The following is a 19,353-nucleotide window of genomic DNA, read 5'->3' as shown; positions in this document are numbered from 1 at the left end:
TCTTTAAGTGCTATTTAAGCATCTTCTTGAGCAAAAAGAGTGAGAGCTGTTTGAATAAAGGCATCTGTTGCTTTGGATGTATCTTTCATATCTAGCACTGCTATATTGATATCTCTAAACGTATCTGGTTTTAATTCACGAAAAACGACTTGGTCTGGCAACCACCAAATATTTTGTTTCGTTGTAATGGTAATTCCTAACCCTTCTTGTATCATACTTAATCCTGTCTCTATATAATCCATTTCAAACCGTACTTTAGGAGTCAAGTTATACTCGTTGAATAAAGCATGAATCTGTACCTCATAACCGCATTTTCCAATTAGTATATCTTCACCTTGTAGGTCAGGAATACTTATTGTTTCTTTCTGAGATAAAGGATTGCTTGAGTGCATAAGTACAATCAGTTGATCTTTAATTAAAGGTACGGTATCAAAATCTTTATCAGGAGGAATAATAATTCCTACATCAATGCATTTGGAACGTAACCACTCTTTGACTTGATCTACATTACCTTCCGAAAGCTTGATTTCTATACCAGGATACTGACTTTCCATTGTACGTATGATCTTAGGAATAAACCTAGTACAAGCAGTTCGGTAAGCGCCAATGTGTACCTTCCCAATTTCTAACCCCTGTTCAGCCACAATTAATTCATCTACTTTTTGTAATTCACTCAGGATTGTTCTAAAAGTAATTAATATGCGCTCTCCTACATCTGTAAAAGATAATCCATTCTTCTTATCTCTCTTGATTAACTTCGTTCCTAGTTGCGATTCAATTGTTGCTACAGCGCGACTTACCGCAGGTTGTGTCATATGTAGCTCTTCACCGGCTTTTGTAAAACTTCCTGTTTCTGATATCCGGACAATAAGTTCAATTTGTGATTTGTTCATATCAATTTTGTTATCTCCTGTATAATTAATATGCATTTCATTTGTATTAGAATCCAATGTATCATGAAAGAGAATTAAACTTCAAGAAATTAACCGAAGATAATTAGGATTAGCGATTGTAATAAATTATTTTCATTTGTGCTTATAGTACTGTTTTGAGGATTTTATTTTTAAAGTGTATTTGGCTTTAGTAAATGAGATCTCAATAGTGTATTTGCTACTGTAATGTTAGCTTGTACTCATATGATGTATCTAATTGATTTAGGAAAGCGGGGTGCTAACAAATGGAGAATAACTCGAAGTTACAGCAGGCGATAAAAATATATAAAGCACTCGGTGAACCAACACGATTAAAAATTGCTCGTTTGCTTGCTAATGAAGCAAATTTATGTTGTTCGGATATTGGGACAAAACTTGAATCAATTGCTGGGTCAACTTTATCCCATCACTTAAAACAATTAACTGATTGCGGACTTCTGAGTACTTACAAAGAAGGAACATATATATATTACAGCCTAGACCGTGAGTTAATTGGAAAGTATGCTCCATATGTGATGGAGTAATTTCTCTTATTTCTATATTTCTATACTTAAAGAAATATAGAAATAAGAGGTATGATCTTTCTTGTCTGGATTATGGCTAAATTGCTTAATAGGTATCCTCATCTAAATTCTGAGTATATCCATTACTAGCACTTCACATAAAAAGGCTAAAGCAAATCACTTATCGTTATCATAAGCGCGTTAAATTCATGGTGTGTCATTTTTATAAAACATTTTTTAAGAAACTGTAAAGGTCACGTTGTCTACGCGCAAAGATCAGCTCTTTACAGTGAACTTTTCAAACACTCGGTTAATTTACGAACTTAAATCTGTATTTCTAGAAATACCGAAATATAAAAACAAAAGGTGTGATTTATTTTGTCAAATATGTGGAAAATTTATTTGTTAGCTGCCATTAGTTTTCTTAATGGTACATCAGAATATGTTATTGCCGGAATCTTAGACAGAATTGCTGAGGCCAATAACATTTCAGTTTCATCTGCAGGACAGCTAATTACCGTGTTCTCAGTAGCTTTTGGAGCAGGGACACCTTTTCTAATTGCTATGACTGCTCGACTGGAACGAAAAAAACTTCTTGTCTATGCTTTAACCGTTTTCTCTGTCATCAATATTCTTATTGCGATTATAACAGGTTATGAAATGCTAATGGCAGCTAGAATCATCTCTGCCCTTAGTGCCGGCGTTATTCAAGTTACGCTTTTAACCCTTGCTGCAGTTTTAGCAGCTCCAGGAAAGCAGGGAGGTGCGATTGCTACAGTTGTTACGGGGCAAAGTACTGCTTTGGTTGTAGGTGTACCTATAGGAAGAGTTGTGGCTTCGCATTATGATTGGAATGTAATATTCATTGGGCTTGGTGTAGTAGGATTACTTTTCACCGCTTTAGCGTCGTTTACTATACCAAAAACAGTTGCTGAAGAACCTGTACCTTTGCGTGAGCAGTTTAAATTTCTTATGAAACCACGTATCTCAGCATACTTGCTCATTACGTTTCTATGGTTAGGTTCATATTCCATTGTATTTACGTACATTTCACCGTATTTCTTAAATACATTCGGAATGAGCAATCAAGGGGTAACTACAGCGCTCTTTATATTTGGTATTGCTAGCGCTATTGGATCCAAATTAGGAGGTTTTAGTACAGATAAGTGGGGGTCATTTCGTACATTAACTGGAGGAATATTACTCCATGCTATTGCACTACTGTTATTCCCGTTTATCGGTCAATTTGCTTTTCTTTTCTATGTATTGCTTATTTTCTGGGCGCTTTCAGCTTGGTCTTCCGGCGCGCCAATACAATTTCAGCTTATAAGCCTTGCTCCTGCTGCAGCAAGCATTGTACTTAGTTTACACAGCGCTTTTGGACAACTTGGAATGGCAGCTGGAGCTGGTATCGGCGGTGTTGCTGTCAAAAATGGCTTGTTGAATTATATTCCTTGGATTGGTGCTTTTGCTCTTGCCGTTTCTGTCGTAGTAATTGTTGCCGACAACGTTCTATCTAAACGAAAACAGACTAAACAAACTCAGAGCAATCTTTGTATAGAAAAATAAAAGTCTCATATCTAACGTAGCAAAAGGCCATTTGTTTTATACAAGTGGCTTTTTACGTTGGCTATTTTTTTTATTTTGGATCACTATACAAAGCGAACATCGATTAAACCGCTTAACCTCATTTTGTTCCTTCATAAACCATCCATTGAAATGGATAAGAAGGAAATTAGTAAACTTGCTTTAGCGGTAGCGGCTACGTATATGAAAGACGAAGAAGACATTGATTTTGTTCCCAAAGATGTTGAATTTTTAGGTGGAGAAGATTTAAGTACAGTATTAGTCCACGGATATGCTAATGGTAAAGAGAAGAAAAAAGAGGTGTCTGTTACAGTAGATTACGGTGATGATTACTGAGTAACAGGGTACGGGTACAATTAAAGAAAACCTATGTAGAGAACTCTGTACACCTTAATGGAAGCCTTACATGCAAACAAACCAGTATACCTTAGATAGTATGTATAACAAAAACGAGATGCAAACGATTATGCACCCCGTCATGTGAAGAAGGAAAAATCAGCTTTTAATGCAGCATATGATCTTTAAGGAACACCTCATTTACGTAATTCCATTGCCTAATGAAACAGTAACTTGAAAAAGTATATTCTCTTTAACAAACACCTCATTTAAGCATTGAGCTAAAAAATATACAATGTGAACGAAATCGTTCTTGGTCTGGGACAAACACCTCATTTGTATAGTGATAAATGAATATTATTGTCTACCCATTATATATATTCTTACTACGTCCATAACTACCATCCCCTTATGAATCAAACATACATCGATTTACAATAAGGTTTTCTGAAATATGCCTGCTGTAGACACCTCATCCTAAATGTAAGAAGCTTTGTAATGATTAGTTGTAATCAATAACTTGTTTTCCTTCTTCCCTAATTAGAATATCCCAATAGCCTCTTTATAATTCAGTAAAGTTAACAGGTGTTTTTTGGATTACATATGCTCTTTATTTATAAGAAAGATTAAATAATGAATTATTAGGAATAGCTATGCTACATATGCCTATCATAAGTCTTGGTAGGGGGAAGGTGAATAGTTAGAACTTGTTGAAGGGGATACTTTCCTTATTTGCTATCAATCCTACTATATGTTATACTACAGATAACTTATTTTTGTTCGGTATATTGAGAAAAGAAAAAACCCTAAGTAGAAGTTTTTATCTTGAAATAGTATGTTTGGGCAAGATTAGTAATACATTTGTGGAGTATTCCACAGCAGGAGGCAACATTATGACACAAGGTACAGTAAAATGGTTTAATGCAGACAAAGGTTTCGGTTTCATCGAAGTTGAAGGCGGAGAAGATGTATTCGTTCATTTCAGTGCTATTCAAGGTGAAGGTTTCAAATCATTAGAAGAAGGTCAAAAAGTTACTTTTGATATCGAGCAAGGTCAACGTGGAGCACAAGCTGCTAATGTTCACAAAGCATAATTAAAAGTGATAAAAAAAGACTCCTGTGAAGGGGTCTTTTTTTTATGGTGTCATAATTAGCATACTATTGGTTCAATAGAAAACCCAGGCTTTAAAAAAGCCTGGGTTTTAGACAAGACGATTGGTACAAGGTTAACTAGTTATAACATACAACAGAAATAGAAAGCAAATAGGAACCAAGACTTCTTTATGGATAAATAGTGTTTAATCTTTTAGAAAGCATAGGTTTATATTATTTTTTATGCGGATTACGGGGGATTTTATCAATAAGCCGTTTTTTAGCTTCCATCTGACTTTTACACAAAGGACATTTCTGATGACTATCATAAGAGAAGTCTTTCCTCATCCAGCCTTTACACTCTTCTACTGTACATTCCCAAATTTCTGTTTCCTCTTGAATCGGAGGTTCTTGATTTCTTTTACTATAATGCATATTAATCACTACTCCTCTCCTTAGAAGTATACCTTATAAAGAGAGCATAAATACTTTATACTTTTACATTTTCTTGTGGGGGATTTTATTGTTTAAAAGTTAGACATGCAGTCCAGTATCTAATCTGAGAGTCTCTATTCTTTACTGTATTTCCTTCTACACTTTCCACATTCATTTTGCAGTGCAGATCAATAGCAAAAACATATAACAAAGTGAGAAGAAGCAGGGAAAGTTCCCTGCTTCTTTTTTTATATTATGAGTTAAAAATATTCCAATCGTAATATGATGTTGTTAAGAGGGGGAATGAATGTGAGTAATTTAGCACAGGAAGACAGAGAAAAAGAAAAAAAGAAAAGAAAACTGATGCTTATTGTTTTGACATTTGTGCTCATTATTGCAGCATTTGCTTCAATTGGTGCTTATCATAAGCACCAAGAACGCGTAGCAGCCGAGCAAAAGAAAAAGGCCGAGCAAAAATATAAAGAGAATTTGTCCTCAGCCTATGACCAAATGGTAGCTGCTGGCTCAATGATGGAAGACATCATTAATGGTTATACAGAAGTTTGGCATGCAGCTATATGGAATGATGGAGCTACGATCGATGATCAACACTATACAGATTTTAACATGGCATTAGCCGCTCAAATGGCATCTTATGATATGAATGGAGACTTAGCCACGGTAGAAGCTACTATGACTTCGTTAGACCAGACAATGGATGAGTTAAAGAATCCTCCGGCTAAGTTTAAAGATGAATATACCGTCGCTCTTGATGCTTATACGGCTGTTAAAGATATGAATACTTACGTAAATCCTTCCGGTTCTTATCAGACTTATTCTCAAATCACAAATGAAAAAGATAATGAACTGGCAAGTAAGTTAAATAGTTTAGAAGTGCGTATTGATTAAATCAAATAATGGGGGAAAGAGAATGTCGCGACAACAGGAGCAAAAAGGGTTCTTTAAAACGTTATTTAGTAAGTGGTGGGCATGGGCACTAGTACCTGTTGCATGTATTGCTCTTATTTTTACTGCTCTGATTATCAGCATTGGGATTACACCAGAATCAGTAGAAGAAGTGACCTCGCAAAAGGTAGAGGTTCAAGAAAAACTAGATAAGAGTGAAGCAAGACGAGAGAAAGTAGAATCTTCAATTGAACAAACAAAATCTTCTCTTAAAGACGCTCAAGCCAAGCTAGCGGATAGCGAAGCAAAGCTGAAGAAAGCAGAGTCTGCATCAAAAGATAAAAAAGAAGCTGGTAAAAAAGATTCGAAAGCACTCCAAAACAAATTAGCTAAAAGTGAAAGCAACTTAAAAGAAACGAAAGGTGATTTAAAAGAGACTAAGGATAAATTAGATAGTGCGAGTGCTAAGGTAACTGAGTTAACAAAACAATTAAAGGAAGCTAACAATCAAGTCGCGAAAGCCAAAGATGAAGTGAAAACGGCCAATGCGAAAACGGAAGAGGCAAAAGCAGAAACTGAAAAGGCATTGGCTAAAGTGAAAGAAACACCTGCACCTGCTAAAGAAGAGCCAGTAACAGAAGAACCTAAAAAAGAAACTGCATCATCAGGTAGTTTTCATAACCCTGTTCTTGATTTTAATCCAAGCAATGTAGCTAGTACAATTAAATCAAATGCAGAACAAAGGTGGAAAGATGACTATCAAATGCAAGACTATGAGGTGCAGCAGCAAACGTCAGCTTACAATCAGTTGAAGAACGTAGCGGTTGATAGTGAAGTGAAACAAACGCAAATGGAAAACGCATTAAGCAGATGGGGCTATGACTTTGAAATGGTTCAGTATGAGTACAGTGAGCAGATGGATGCTTATAATAATTGAAGAGGAGAAGTTAGAGGTTCTAATGTTAAAATTGAAGTCACATAAAAAAATTATAAACATTGGTAAGCGTTTATTCTGATGTATTTGTTTCAAACAGTAATTCTACTAGTTCACATAAGTTTGATTATCGAAACCCATTAAAACCTTTCCTTTAAAAAAGAAATATCAAATACATCAAATGAGGATTTTTACATTAAGAGATCGTAATAAAAGGAAAATGCATTATGAGTTAACAGATTTAACGTATCCTAACGATTAAAGCAGATTTTTTATAATAGGTCATAAATAAAAAAAGTTACCCTTGGTAACTTTTTTTGGTTCTAATATGCGTGTGTGATCAAGATCTCAAGGAATAGTAGATACCAAGCAGCTTATTCTTTATCTTCAATTTAAGAGCAAGACTGTTAGGCTATACTTTATCAAAACAAAATATCTGTATGCCTTAGAAGAGACTATGAAAATTAGTACTTGAACTTATAGAGCATTTTTCAGGTTCCACAATATACCATAAAATGATAGAGTTATAGAATGTGCATTCTACTTTGCTTATACTTTCAATTTCAGGGGGAGGACATATGAAATACATGAAACATAAAATTGCTTTATTAGCGGATGTCCATGGAAATGCAACTGCTTTTAAAAGCAGTTATAGAAGATTCAATTCAAGAAGGTGTCACTGATTATTGGTTTTTAGGAGATTTAATCATGCCGGGTCCTGGAGTGAATGAATTATTTGAAATGTTAGATAGTATTAAAGTTTCTGATTATGTTAAAGAAACCTGTGAAGACAGTTTCCTTGATGTACTGAATAAGAATATTGATCTTGATAACGCTACAGATATCTATGTTTCTAGGTTAGTACAATATCAGTGTGAAAATTTGGATAAAAACCATATTAATCTTATTAAGAACTTGCCGTTACATCTAACAAAACAAGTTAATAATTTATCTATCAATGTTAGTCACAATCTACAAAATAAAAATTATGGAGGAGACTTATGGCCCACTAGTGACCAGAAAAACTTTGATGAGTTATTTAAGCATTATTATGATGTTGCGATTTATGCCCATACTCATGATCAATTATTACGTTATAGCAGCAATGATCAACTGATTATTAATCCAGGAAGCATGGGACAACCTTTCTACATATGGGGGAAGGTACGTTCTGATTTACGTGCTCAATATGCAATCCTTGAAATTGATGAGACGGGAGTTGCAGAAGTAAGATTTTAAAAAATTTCCTATGACGTCCAAGAGGAAGTAAACAATGCTATTAATAGTAATCTTCCCTTTGTTGACCTATATCGAAAAACGCTCAAGACAGGAAAAACTTATTCCCACGAAATTGAACTGTTACAAAATTTAATTATAAAGACGAAGTAATTAACTTTTTTAAAAAGAAATAAAGGTTAATTTCCTCAATGGTTTTACTCTTTGTAAAGTTTTTCATAATTTGCTCCAAGAACTGTATTATTTCTCACCATGATATAAAGTAATTTCATCAAGTGTAATGAGTTTGTAGATTCATTTAATTTCAATAAAAAGTAAATAACTACATTATTAATAGAAATCATTTGCTATAATGGTAAATGTGACTTTTTTAATATAATTATAGGAATGCAGTGAATAATAGTTATATCCTTCAGGGAAAACTCAAAAGATGCTAAGTAGTTTCGATATATAGGGGGAAAAAAGAAAATGAAAAAAATGTTATTTGCTATGGCTATGTGTGGAATGTTGGTTGCTTGCTCAAGTACGACAGAGGATACTTCAACTAGTGAAGAAGTAAAGAAAGAGGAGACAAAGCCACAAAAAGAAACAAAGCCTAAAGAAGATACAACTAATACAAAATCAAAAGAAACAACAGTAAAAACTGAGGAACCTAAAGAAGAAAAAGAGCCTTCTACTGTAGATGAAAGTCAATTCAATATGTACGCTGGAAGCTTGACAGGTGGTCCGTTCATTACTACCACTAAGTTACAAGACGGAAACAAAGCTATTGTTAAATATGCTGACTCATTCGCAACATACAAAGCAGAAAATCCAAATAGCTCTGTAACAGAAGATGATTACAAGATGTATTTTGAAAGTGGAGACGCAATTCAAAAGATTATGGTAGGAGAGCCAGCGAGGCTACTGAAACAGTTTGAAGGTTTAGAATCAGTATCACTAACTTTACCGTTTGAAGGCAAAATATACTCTACAGAAATTACACGAGAAGAGTTAAACAGCTACTTAGGTTTTCAGATTGAGAGTCTAGGTGAAGATAGTGAGGCATGGAGAACTAAGTTTTCAGATGAATATATTTATAATGAGACTAAACGACAAGAGATGTTTAATAAGTTCGTGAAGACTCAATAATAACGTAACAGAGTGAGTATAAAAAGACATTATGCATCCCGATTATAGAGGATTTTTCTAGGGTTGCAATATAAAACGATGTCGAGGGAGAAAAAAGAAATGATAGATTTTTTGGGTATTATTGGTTTATTAGGGTTTATAGTGTTTTTAATTTGGGGAATTGTTAGAGCTATACGAAAGAAGAAAGCTAAAAAATATTTCTTAATCTCTGTTGGTAGCTTAATTCTCTTTTTAGTTTTTGCAATTATTGGTGGACAACAAATGCAAAAAGAAGAGAAAGCGCAACAAGCTAAAGAGGCTAAAATGCAAGCTGAAAGAGAAGCAAGAATTGAGAAGAAAACAGCCACTACAGCTAGTGCAACTGCAAAGCCTACCCTTAAGTTTGTAGAAGCAGCAGGAATCATTTATAAAATGGTAGGGGAAACAAGAAGTGCAGATGTCGATATGACTAAAGCCAAATTTATTAAAACAAGCGTCATGAAAGGTTATCTTACTACTAAGATGAAAGACCATGTTTACATGTATGCTGATGTAGATAAATCGGGAGAATGGATTCAAGCAACATTTGATGATAAAGACAATGTAGTTAAGAAAGTGGAGATGAGCCCCAACCTAGAAAAGAAAGTAGTTGCTTCTGTAAATAAAGAAAAAGCAACAGAGACAGCTAAGAAAGAAGAAACTCAAAATAAAGCTGATGAACAAAAGAAACAAGAAGAGCAGAAAGCCAAAGAAGAAGCTCAAGCTAAAGAAGCTGAGGAGAAACGTAAGCAGGAAGAAGCAGCTCAAGCTAAAGAAGCTGAGGAGAAACGTAAGCAGGAAGAAGCAGCTCGTATTGCTGAAGAAAAGCGTGTAGCAGAACAGAAGCAAAAAGAACAAGAAGAGTTACAAGCAAAACAACAAGCTGAAGCAGAACAAGCACGTAAAGAAGCTGAAGAAAAGGCTCAAGCTGAGGCTCAACAACAGCAGCAACAGCAACAACAACAATCTCAGACAGTGTACTTTAAAAACTGTACGGAGGCTAGGGCAGCAGGAGCAGCACCTGTTTACCAAGGACAACCGGGTTACGCTAAACATCTAGACCGTGATGGTGATGGAGTTGGCTGTGATCAGTAATAACTCAATAAAATGAGCATAGACAGGCAATATAATAAAGGAAAAGACCTTCATTACTGGAGGTCTCTTTTTATTCCTCTAGGTTTCATCTCTTTTTCCTTCTTAAGCTTTATGACCACCCATAAGGCCATTTCGATAACGAGCTGTTGAATAAGGAAGGTGACTAGAGGCACGTAGTACACTATTCTTGCCATAACGCAGCCGAATGTCATCAATCGTTTTGGCAAGAGCATAGTCTCTATCACGCTGATTGATGTCCTCAAATAAGCTCATTTGCTCCTTTTCTTGAATGCTCGTGTTGGATAATGAAATGCCAATAGAGCGAATTGGCATGCCACTATCATAGGTATGTAAAATGATTAAACAAAATGGGAAGATATCCTGGCTTAAGTTCGAAGCTCTTCCCATTTTCTTTTGTCTTGAGAAGCCTCCACCTGTTTGTTTGCTGTAACCAATCGATAAATGGGTCGTTTGTGCTACCACTTGATGCATGCGTAAACGAAAACACACATCGTCTAATGGTTCTACCAGTAATAACTCCACTTCTTTTCGGTTTGTATAATCGCGAAATAGAATCTGACTCTTTCCAAAGGAACGAGAGCTAGGAATGTACACATCAGAAATGCGGCTAAAATCAATGCCATTCGCATGTTGGTGCAACTCTTCTCCTAGTATGCCAAATTCCTTTCGTAACATCTCTTTTGAAGAAAAAGCGAGTTCTTTGATAGAGTGAATACCCAAACGATTTAAGCGTCTTTCCGTAGCAGACGAAATCCCCCAGAAATCCTTCATCGGATGAATGGACCACAACTTAAAGGGAATATCCTCATATCGCCAATAGGCAACTCCTGTTGGGCTGTTCTTGGCTTCATGATCTAAGCTCACCTTCGCCAGTAAGAGATTCGGACCGATACCTGCGGTAGCTGTCAGCCGTGTCTCGCGATGAATCTCGTTGATGATTTTATGGGCCAGTTCTTCTGGTGTTTTAGCGAATAAATGCAAAGAAGCTGTCGCATCAATAAATAACTCATCAATGCTATAGGCATGAAAGTCTTCAGGAGCCACATACTGTAACACCAAACTCGAAATATAGTTCGAAGCCTTGATATATCTCTCCATGGATGGATTCACCACATGGATATCTTTCCTTTTAGGAATGTCGAAAAGGCGACTTCCTGTTTTGATCCCTTCTTTCTTTAATAAAGGGGTGGCAGCTAACACAACCGATCCTGACCTTTTGATATCTCCTACCACCGCAAGCCTTGTTTTCAAGGGATCTAATCCCCGTATGACAGAGGAAACCGAGGCAAAAAACAATTTCATGTCGATACAAATAATGACTCTGTTTGGTAGCTGCCCATAATCCATTGAAAGAACTCCTTAAATAAAAGAACGTTTGTTCTCTACATTATATACGAACAAATGTTCTTTATTCAATAAAAACTCTAAAGTTTTCCCGATTATTGCTATTCTATCGGAAATGAAATATATATGATTCTTTTAATTTTTGGTTTGACTTTCTTTTTTGCTAAAATTTCGGGAAGAAAAAACCCCTATACTATTAGCAGAAGGATAGACCTTAAAAACTAGAATGATTTTATAATGATATTGGATAGACTTTCTGGATTATATATGGTTTATTGAGTTTTTTATTTAAACTTAAAAAACGGATTAAGTTAAGACATTGGATATTATTACGTAATAAAAGCCGATTGGTTAGAAACCACCGGCTTTTATACTTAAAATTAATATGATTATATACACTATTACCGTGAGATTCAGGACAAAAGGTTTCTTTATTTTGGTACCCTTATTTTCTTAATGCTTCCACTTCATTTCATCATAAAATAAGGACTAAATTCCTTTATTGCTCAAGATGCCTTACTTGTATCTGGCCAACTCCGCCGGAATTAATTATTGGATCTTCAGGATAAAGCCTTCTTAGTAAGAAATAGATTGCTTCTTCAACTATCTGTACATATGCAACAGCTTTTTCGTAGGTTATATCAGTCTCTTTGGGTCTATGAATAAGTTTATTTCTGGTTTTAGCTCCGTCTGCTAGTTTATTATATTTAGGATATTTTTCCCCAATATAATGTTCTAATACTTTCCCATATAATGTACCTAAAGGAGGGGATGGAAGCTCTAATAAAATAAATTCCATATCAGGCTTTAATCGTATCAAAAATTCCTTTATAGCAAGTTCAGCAGCAATAGTTGCTTCGATCCACATATGACGGGGCACTTCATCTTTACGTGCTCTATGGAGGTGTTTTAATGCAACAAAAGGATCTATCTTCTGGTTGATATAATTTTGAATTGTTATAGAAGATTCTTGTGTTAAATATCTCGGTGATGTACTAGGACCCATTTGGAGCATAGACTCTTTAGGGATATCCTTCCAATTCGAATTATCGATTGAGATTTCTGATGTGTTCAATGTTAATAGTTCTTCAGTTATCCAATCATTATTCAATGAATACTTTAATAAATTTATTAAATAAAAAGCATTTTGACGCATAAGATCTAAGTTATGGGTAACCACTTTTTTAAACTTAGGACTCGTCTTGACCAAGTCACTATCAGTTATTATTTCTTCAGTACTAAATACCGCATTTACTTCTAAATGGGATGTAGTTACGTTAATTTCACATCTATTCTCAAACGGAAAATTAAAACTATATCCCTCACCCTTAATATGAATAGCACCACTAATTGAATAGTGCTGTTTTAAGTAAATGTTCAAGATTTAATTCCTCCAATCCCTCTAGTTTCTAGAAAATTCCACCATTATTATATAATAAAGTTGTAATTAAGGAAATTATTAACCTAAGCACTTAGTGCTAATTATTAAAGACTATTAAATAGGCTTATTTAACAATTTATTCTATAATTGTATTCAACTATGAATATCTAAAAGTAAACAGATAGTAAGAGCAAATAATACTTATATTAGTTTTAGCCTTAGGAGGGAACAACTTTATGAGTGAGTCAACTTTAGGCGCACCGGCAGCTTTTAGAGGATACAGGTTACAAACGCTATATATTATTAATAGAATTTTGAATGCTGAAAGAGATTATATTTACTGTCCAGAAAAAGAGGAAGATTTAAGCATTATGGACGAAGATAAAAATTTTCTGGAAATTATACAAATTAAAGCACATGCTAGTAGTAATCTGAAGTTATCGGATTTCAAAATTAGTAAACCAGATAGTTTCTTTAGAAGGATATCTAAATATAAAGATGAGCAAAAAAGGCCTAAAATTAAGATTTTAAGTTTTGATACAGTAGGTCCTGAATTAATAGGCGCGTTTAATGATAAAAAGCCTATTGATCAAGAAAGAGTAAAAAAAAAGCTACTGGATGCGAATTATACAACAAATGAAATTGAATATTTCTTTAATAATATATCAATAGAGTTAATAGATGAAAACACTTTAAAAGAACAAATATTTGAGGATATAGAAAAAATATCTTTAGCTTGTTCGGTAGAGACTACATTTGATATTTTAAATGCTTGGCTGTACCATTGCTCAGAATTTTCTGTTGAGATAAATCTTAATGATCTAATTAAGAAAATATATAGCATTGGTGATAATGCTAATGCGCAAACGCAACACAAACAACATTGGGGTAAAACTGTTACTGTTCTTGGTGGAAATGAAAAAAAAGATATGATAAACAAAGATGCTTTTGTTAAGGGGACCTTTACAACTTTTAATCACATTGAGGAAAATTTAGATATTAAAAGAGAAAGATGGTTAGAACAAATCTCAGAAGCCCACTTAAAGAATCATTTAGTAATCATACATGGAGCTTCAGGTCAGGGAAAAACGACATTAGCATATAGATACATGAAGGAATACTTCGCTGAAAATTTTCGATTTGAAATAACATCTAAAGGACTATCTTCTATAGATGTTATTTTGGACATTGCACATGCAATCAAGGGTTTTGCTTCTCGAATACCTGAAATACCTATTGGGATTTATATAGATATTCCCCCTAGAGAACTCAAATGGTTGGACATTTTAAGGGAATTAAAAGATTTTAGTAATATCTTTCTTTTAATAACAATTAGAGAAGAAGATTGGCAGCGTTCAAGTGGAGAAGTCTATGGACTTAGTTGGGAAGAAATAGAATTGTCCTTTTCCAAAGAAGAAGCAGAAAAATATTATGAAGAACATATCTATAAATCACCCCAACTACATCATTTAGACTTTAATGAGGCTTGGATAGGTTTTGGAGGAAAAGGCCCTTTATTAGAGTTTGCATATTATTTAAATGAAGGTATGCAATTAAAAGAGAAATTAATAATACAAATAAAGAAAATAGAAGAAGAATGTAGTAGAGAACAAAATTACGAAAAGCTGGAACTATTAAAGGTAATTACTATTGCATCAGTCTATAACAGTAGAGTTTCGTTAAAAAAAGTAATAAGATGTTTAGACTTAAAAGATATTACTTCTATTAGGTATTTAGAGAATGAGTATTTTATTAAGATTGATGCAGAGGATAATGTAATAGAGGGTCTGCATTATGTCAGGTCATTAATAATAAAAGATATAATTATTGATGATGTATTTAATCCATTTATACGTTATGTAAAACACAGTTTAAATTCTATTATAGAAGAAGATTATGAGTTGTTTTTAAAAAATCTTTTTTATGAAAAGAGAAACATAGATGATATTTTAAATTTTATATCCAATGAGGAATTATTTTCGCTATCATCTTGGATAGGGGTAAAAGCAGTTATTTCTAGTCTTCTCTGGTTAGGTGTTAGAGATTATGTTGAGGAGAATAAAGGCTTGATAGCCGAAGTTAGTGAAAGGTTTGATTATACAACTGCAAGCTTGTTTATTCTGGATTTTGATGTTTCTAATTTATTAAAAGAACCTTCATATCAAATGCTTGCAAGTCTTCTTGGAAATAGTGCATTAGATGAAATAGAAAATTATCGAAAAAGGCAAACTCCAAAAAATAATGTATTTAAATATCTAAGAAAATGGATTTCTAATATTAACTACATAGTCAGTCATCCTCAATCCAAAGAAGAATGGTTAGCACTAGGTTTTTCTAGTTTATGGATTAAAAAAGCAGAATGTAAGGGTTATTTAAAAAAAGCAATTGAACAAATGGATACCAATAGAATTCTTGAATTAGAATATTCAATAGAAGAAATAGCAAAGATAATTGTAGGTATCTATACGATTACACCAGAAAAAATTCAACGATTTTGCGAAGAAAATAGTAGGTTTTTATTAGAAAAATATCAATTGCAACGTAACTGTAATCAGCGACTGTAAAATACTCAATAACAGCGATTCCAAATTCCCCAATAATAACAGATAATCGTTTCAAGACAACATCATGGATGGAGTGGAGAAACGGTGCTGAAGATTGGGGAGTTTTTTATGATTAGAGAATTGTTTCAAAAAGGTTGGACGAAAACAGCTATTGCAGAAGCAACGGGTTTCGATCGCAAAACAGTCAGTAAATACCTAAAAGATAACCAGTTACCTAAGCGTAAAGGAAGTAAACAGAAAAAAGAAAGCAAATTAACCCCTTACAAACCGTACATACTTGGACGGCTTAAAGAGGGTACCACTAATTGCGTAGTCTTATTAGAAGAAATACAAGCAATGGGTTATGAAGGTCAGCTCACAATCTTAAGAGATTTTGTTCGTCCTCTTCGCCAACAACCAAAGAAACAGGCAACCTTACGGTTTGAAACGCCACCTGGAAAGCAAGCTCAAATGGACTGGGCGTATGTCGGGAAGTACTTAGTAAATGATGTGCTGCAAGATGTATATGGATTTATCATGATTTTGGGTTATTCCCGGATGAAATATGTAGAATTCACAACGAATATGAACCTAGAAACTTTAATGAAATGCCATATGAATGCTTTCTCTTATTTTAATGGGATACCAGACCAAATCCTTTACGATAACATGAAAACAGTGGTGATCAAGCACAGCCCAGTGGAAGTTCGTTTTAATCGGAAATTCGAAGATTTCTTGGCTTACTATGGAATTGTGCCAAAGGCCTGCCGTCCAAGGAGGCCTCAAACAAAAGGGAAAGTAGAAAGAACGGTAAAGTATTTAAAAGATAACTTTTTTCAAAGAAAACATGAACCAACACTGAATGCGTTAAACGAGGATATAAAAGAATGGTTAAATCAGGTGGCTAATAAAAAGGAAAATCAGACAACAAATGAAGCACCCTTTAAGAGGTTTGAGCAGGAACAGAAGTTCCTGAAGGCCTGGGGGGAAAAACCTTTATTTCCTACTTCCCATTGGGAGCATAGAGAGGTTAGTCGAGATTGTTTTATATCATACGGGGGAAAACAATACTCCGTTCCTTATCGTTATGTTGGACAGACCGTTAAAGTAAAGGAAACATTAAATCATCATATAGAAATATACGATGAACATGAATGTATAGCAAAACATCCTATTCTTACTGGAAACGCAACGACACATATCCGGATGGAACATTATCAAGGTTTACAGAAGACAGAGATGGGTCAGAAAGAGAAACACATTGAAGGTTTGGCGACCGATGTTTCTCAATCACAAGACCCATCCCCTAAAGTAGAGAAACGTCCTCTCGCTGCTTACGCAGCATTAGAAGAAGGTGAACATGTATGATGAATGAGCTCTTAATTGACCGGCTAAGGAAGCTTGGTTGGCACCATACAGCTAACCAACTAGATAGTGTATTAGAAGACGTATCTAAAGATAATGTATCATATTCTGAATTTCTTCACACCATCGTTTTACAGGAAATAGAGAAGCAAGAGTCGGGACAATTGGAAAAACGAATGAAACAGGCAAAACTCCCTTATAACAAAACGATTCACGACTTTGATTTTACATTTCAACCAAGTCTTAGTGAGAAACAAGTAAAAGAGACACTTACGTGCCGATTTATCTCGAATGGAGAAAATCGAATTTTACTTGGTCCACCTGGTGTAGGGAAAACGCATTTAGCTATTTCTTTCGCGGTAGAGGCCATTACCAAAGGATATACAGCTCTCTTCTTAACCTCAGATGACTTAGTAGAACAATGCCGAAAGGCAAATGAGAAAGGTACCCTCCATCGGCTTGTCAATCGATGGAGCCGGCCAGATATTTTAATTATAGATGAAGTAGGATATTTTCCATTTGACGAACTCACAGCAAATGTTTTCTTTCAAGTTGTATCTAAACGGTATGAGAAAGGAGCAATGGTTTTAACATCAAATAAATCCTATCTTGATTGGGGAAACGTCTTTGGAGATGAAGTGTTGGCAACAGCTGTATTAGATCGGCTTCTTCATCATGCGATTACATTTAATATAAAGGGAGATTCATATCGTCTACGCGAAAAGAAAAAGGCAGGAATTTATCCTGCCAAGTTGACTACTTAACCGTTTATAACGGGGAATTTGTTTTCGCTGATATTGGGTAAATTTAAGGTTCTCCCGTAATTTTGGTGAAAGCTCCTGCATGATATTATAGTAGTAAACAGTCATGTGGGAGGGATTTAGATGAATTTACAGTCACTGTATAAGGATTGGATTCTATTATTCTCTAAGATAAACGATTCTGATATTCAACTTTATCTTCAAGCTAATCAATCTTCTAACCATTGTCCATCGTGTCAAACAATTTCTTCTCGTATTCACAGTCGTTACTGGCGAACCGTTAAAGATCTGTCTATTTTATCTTTGTCTGTTCATTTACACGTCCGTTCTAGAAAGTTTTTTTGTGATAACACTAGCTGTGATCAGCGAATTTTTACAGAAAGGCAAGAAAAATGGTGGCTTCCATATGCTAGACGCACCAATAGGCTTAGCTCTTTTCTTAAACAACTTGGTTTTACATTAAGCGCGGAAGCAGCTCACAAAGTTTCTGTTTCCTATGGAACATCTATAAGCCCTGATAGCTTTCTTTACCTTATCCGAAAGGAAGAACTGCCTTCCATTGGTTCTCCTAAGATTGTAGGAATTGATGACTGGGCTTTTCGAAAAAGACATCGTTATGGCAGCGTCATATGTAATTTACAAACTCGAAAACCTATCGCATTACTTCCAAGTCGGACTGTGGAGGAAGTATCAAAATGGCTAAAGGCCCATCCTTCCATTGAAATCGTCACACGAGATGGGTCGATAGAATTTGCGAAAGGAATTAAAGACGGATGTCCAGGTGCTATTCAAATTACGGACCGTTGGCATCTTTTCCATAACTTAAGCCAAAAAGTAGAGCAGTATGTGAAGAGAATATTCCCTCATCGAATTAGTCTATCTTGCCGGGTGAAAAGAAGAGAAGAAAAGGTTAATTCCTTATTGTCCAGTCTACCTAGTCTCACCGAAGGTGAGAAAAGGAAATGGGCGTTTATTCAACGTGTTCAAGAACGATACAAGGAGGGATGTAAAAAGGCTGATGTCATAAGAGAATTTTCAATTGATCGAAAAACATTGAATAAATACCTACAGTTAACATGCCCGCCTAAGGTCACAAGAGAAAGCTTTCATAGTGCGGATCCTTATCGTTCGACTATAGTGAGCCTTCTTCAAAAGCGTGCAACCATTCCTTATATCTTTTCTGTCATCAAACAACAAGGGTATGATCGGTCGTTCTCTACATTAAGTGATTATATTACAAAATTGAAACGAAGAAGGAAACAAAACGTTTCTGTCACCAAGGTTTTTGTGTCTAGGTTAAAATTGCAGGCTTACTTATGGTCTCGTCTTACTCCTACAAAGAAAGATCAATTTATATTTAATCGTTTATTTAAGTTACATAAAAGCTTTCATCAACTCAAATGCATTATTCAAGGATTCCAACATCTCATCTATCATCAAAAAAACGAACAATCACTCATGAACTGGCTTTCGAATGCCCAAAAAAGCAATATAAATGAAATAAAACAATTTGTCGCATATATTCAAACAGATATAGAGGCTGTTAAACATGCATTATCCTATTCTTGGAGCAATGGTATTGTGGAAGGAAACGTTAATCGTCTGAAAGTTATTAAACGTCAAATGTATGGACGTGCAAAATTAGATTTATTGAGTAAAAAAGTTCTGTATCAATTCCAATAATGTTTTCTGAAAAAAACGTTAGACAACATCAATACTTCTACTCGATGGCT

Annotated in this window: 16 protein-coding genes and 1 pseudogene; 13 read left to right on the top strand and 4 right to left on the bottom strand. The window is 34.8% G+C overall.

Annotation, left to right across the window (positions count from 1 at the left end; translation table 11 throughout):
• Positions 1-14: 14 nt before the first annotated feature.
• Positions 15-893, bottom strand: coding sequence for a LysR family transcriptional regulator (locus NST66_RS17295; RefSeq protein WP_179212598.1), 879 nt, complete (start codon positions 891-893; stop codon positions 15-17).
• Positions 894-1,177: 284 nt separating this feature from the next.
• On the opposite strand from NST66_RS17295, the gene NST66_RS17290 reads away from it, so the two are divergent.
• The 4 genes from NST66_RS17290 to NST66_RS17275 all read left to right on the top strand — a co-directional run bounded on the left by NST66_RS17290 (position 1,178) and on the right by NST66_RS17275 (position 4,452).
• Positions 1,178-1,456, top strand: a complete 279-nt coding sequence (locus NST66_RS17290; protein WP_034267237.1) for an ArsR/SmtB family transcription factor — start codon at positions 1,178-1,180, stop codon at positions 1,454-1,456.
• 366 nt (positions 1,457-1,822) lie between these two features.
• Complete coding sequence (locus NST66_RS17285; RefSeq protein WP_340843775.1) at positions 1,823-3,004, top strand: MFS transporter; 1,182 nt, start codon at positions 1,823-1,825, stop codon at positions 3,002-3,004.
• A 57-nt stretch (positions 3,005-3,061) separates the two neighbouring features.
• The gene (locus tag NST66_RS17280) at positions 3,062-3,358 is read left to right on the top strand and encodes a hypothetical protein (RefSeq protein WP_340843590.1); all 297 of its coding nucleotides are present in this window, start codon (positions 3,062-3,064) and stop codon (positions 3,356-3,358) included.
• An 893-nt stretch (positions 3,359-4,251) separates the two neighbouring features.
• A complete protein-coding gene (locus tag NST66_RS17275) occupies positions 4,252-4,452 on the top strand; it encodes a cold-shock protein (RefSeq protein WP_033580115.1) in 201 nt (66 codons plus the stop codon).
• 232 nt (positions 4,453-4,684) lie between these two features.
• On the opposite strand, the gene NST66_RS17270 is transcribed toward NST66_RS17275, so the two are convergent.
• On the bottom strand, positions 4,685-4,885 hold the full coding sequence (locus tag NST66_RS17270) for a cold-inducible protein YdjO-related protein (RefSeq protein WP_033580116.1): 201 nt from the start codon (positions 4,883-4,885) through the stop codon (positions 4,685-4,687).
• Positions 4,886-5,194: 309 nt separating this feature from the next.
• On the opposite strand from NST66_RS17270, the gene NST66_RS17265 reads away from it, so the two are divergent.
• The 5 genes and pseudogenes from NST66_RS17265 (at position 5,195) to NST66_RS17245 (ending at position 10,205) form a co-directional block, all read left to right on the top strand.
• Positions 5,195-5,794 carry a hypothetical protein gene (locus NST66_RS17265; RefSeq protein ID WP_340843589.1) on the top strand — a complete coding sequence of 200 codons (600 nt, stop codon included), beginning with the start codon at positions 5,195-5,197 and terminating at the stop codon, positions 5,792-5,794.
• 22 nt (positions 5,795-5,816) lie between these two features.
• Positions 5,817-6,728 (top strand): hypothetical protein, encoded by a 912-nt coding sequence (locus NST66_RS17260; RefSeq protein WP_340843588.1) that lies wholly within the window; start codon positions 5,817-5,819, stop codon positions 6,726-6,728.
• Between the two features lie 584 nt (positions 6,729-7,312).
• A pseudogene (locus tag NST66_RS17255) lies at positions 7,313-8,137 on the top strand (metallophosphoesterase family protein).
• 292 nt (positions 8,138-8,429) lie between these two features.
• Positions 8,430-9,092 carry a hypothetical protein gene (locus NST66_RS17250; RefSeq protein ID WP_328153076.1) on the top strand — a complete coding sequence of 221 codons (663 nt, stop codon included), beginning with the start codon at positions 8,430-8,432 and terminating at the stop codon, positions 9,090-9,092.
• A gap of 99 nt (positions 9,093-9,191) precedes the next feature.
• The gene (locus NST66_RS17245) at positions 9,192-10,205 is read left to right on the top strand and encodes an excalibur calcium-binding domain-containing protein (protein ID WP_340843587.1); all 1,014 of its coding nucleotides are present in this window, start codon (positions 9,192-9,194) and stop codon (positions 10,203-10,205) included.
• A 102-nt stretch (positions 10,206-10,307) separates the two neighbouring features.
• On the opposite strand, the gene NST66_RS17240 is transcribed toward NST66_RS17245, so the two are convergent.
• Positions 10,308-11,573, bottom strand: a complete 1,266-nt coding sequence (locus NST66_RS17240) for a Y-family DNA polymerase (protein ID WP_340843586.1) — start codon at positions 11,571-11,573, stop codon at positions 10,308-10,310.
• A 496-nt stretch (positions 11,574-12,069) separates the two neighbouring features.
• Positions 12,070-12,951: a hypothetical protein gene (locus NST66_RS17235; RefSeq protein ID WP_221817704.1), complete on the bottom strand. Its 882-nt coding sequence runs from the start codon at positions 12,949-12,951 to the stop codon at positions 12,070-12,072.
• Between the two features lie 236 nt (positions 12,952-13,187).
• Here NST66_RS17235 and NST66_RS17230 point away from each other — a divergent pair, with 236 nt between their 5' ends.
• From NST66_RS17230 to NST66_RS17215, 4 genes are all read left to right on the top strand, one after another.
• Positions 13,188-15,515, top strand: coding sequence for a hypothetical protein (locus tag NST66_RS17230; protein ID WP_340843585.1), 2,328 nt, complete (start codon positions 13,188-13,190; stop codon positions 15,513-15,515).
• Between the two features lie 84 nt (positions 15,516-15,599).
• The gene (gene istA, locus NST66_RS17225; RefSeq protein WP_080967575.1) at positions 15,600-16,862 is read left to right on the top strand and encodes an IS21 family transposase; all 1,263 of its coding nucleotides are present in this window, start codon (positions 15,600-15,602) and stop codon (positions 16,860-16,862) included.
• The gene (gene istB, locus NST66_RS17220; protein ID WP_047932902.1) at positions 16,859-17,623 is read left to right on the top strand and encodes an IS21-like element helper ATPase IstB; all 765 of its coding nucleotides are present in this window, start codon (positions 16,859-16,861) and stop codon (positions 17,621-17,623) included. The genes istA and istB overlap by 4 nt, the downstream gene beginning before the upstream one ends.
• Positions 17,624-17,743: 120 nt before the next feature.
• Complete coding sequence (locus NST66_RS17215; RefSeq protein ID WP_325078032.1) at positions 17,744-19,303, top strand: ISL3 family transposase; 1,560 nt, start codon at positions 17,744-17,746, stop codon at positions 19,301-19,303.
• Positions 19,304-19,353: the final 50 nt, after the last annotated feature.

The sequence above is a fragment of the Priestia sp. FSL W8-0524 genome (assembly GCF_038005965.1).
In the GTDB taxonomy this organism is placed as follows: domain Bacteria; phylum Bacillota; class Bacilli; order Bacillales; family Bacillaceae_H; genus Priestia; species Priestia zanthoxyli.
This window is presented reverse-complemented; position numbering and strand designations above follow the sequence as displayed.

Coding starts and splice junctions, on each gene's coding strand:
- NST66_RS17295 (WP_179212598.1), bottom strand. CDS start 893: ATGAACAAATCACAAATTGAACTTATTGTCCGGATATCAGAAACAGGA.
- NST66_RS17290 (WP_034267237.1), top strand. CDS start 1,178: ATGGAGAATAACTCGAAGTTACAGCAGGCGATAAAAATATATAAAGCA.
- NST66_RS17285 (WP_340843775.1), top strand. CDS start 1,823: ATGTGGAAAATTTATTTGTTAGCTGCCATTAGTTTTCTTAATGGTACA.
- NST66_RS17275 (WP_033580115.1), top strand. CDS start 4,252: ATGACACAAGGTACAGTAAAATGGTTTAATGCAGACAAAGGTTTCGGT.
- NST66_RS17270 (WP_033580116.1), bottom strand. CDS start 4,885: ATGCATTATAGTAAAAGAAATCAAGAACCTCCGATTCAAGAGGAAACA.
- NST66_RS17260 (WP_340843588.1), top strand. CDS start 5,817: ATGTCGCGACAACAGGAGCAAAAAGGGTTCTTTAAAACGTTATTTAGT.
- NST66_RS17250 (WP_328153076.1), top strand. CDS start 8,430: ATGAAAAAAATGTTATTTGCTATGGCTATGTGTGGAATGTTGGTTGCT.
- NST66_RS17245 (WP_340843587.1), top strand. CDS start 9,192: ATGATAGATTTTTTGGGTATTATTGGTTTATTAGGGTTTATAGTGTTT.
- NST66_RS17240 (WP_340843586.1), bottom strand. CDS start 11,573: ATGGATTATGGGCAGCTACCAAACAGAGTCATTATTTGTATCGACATG.
- NST66_RS17230 (WP_340843585.1), top strand. CDS start 13,188: ATGAGTGAGTCAACTTTAGGCGCACCGGCAGCTTTTAGAGGATACAGG.
- istB (WP_047932902.1), top strand. CDS start 16,859: ATGATGAATGAGCTCTTAATTGACCGGCTAAGGAAGCTTGGTTGGCAC.
- NST66_RS17215 (WP_325078032.1), top strand. CDS start 17,744: ATGAATTTACAGTCACTGTATAAGGATTGGATTCTATTATTCTCTAAG.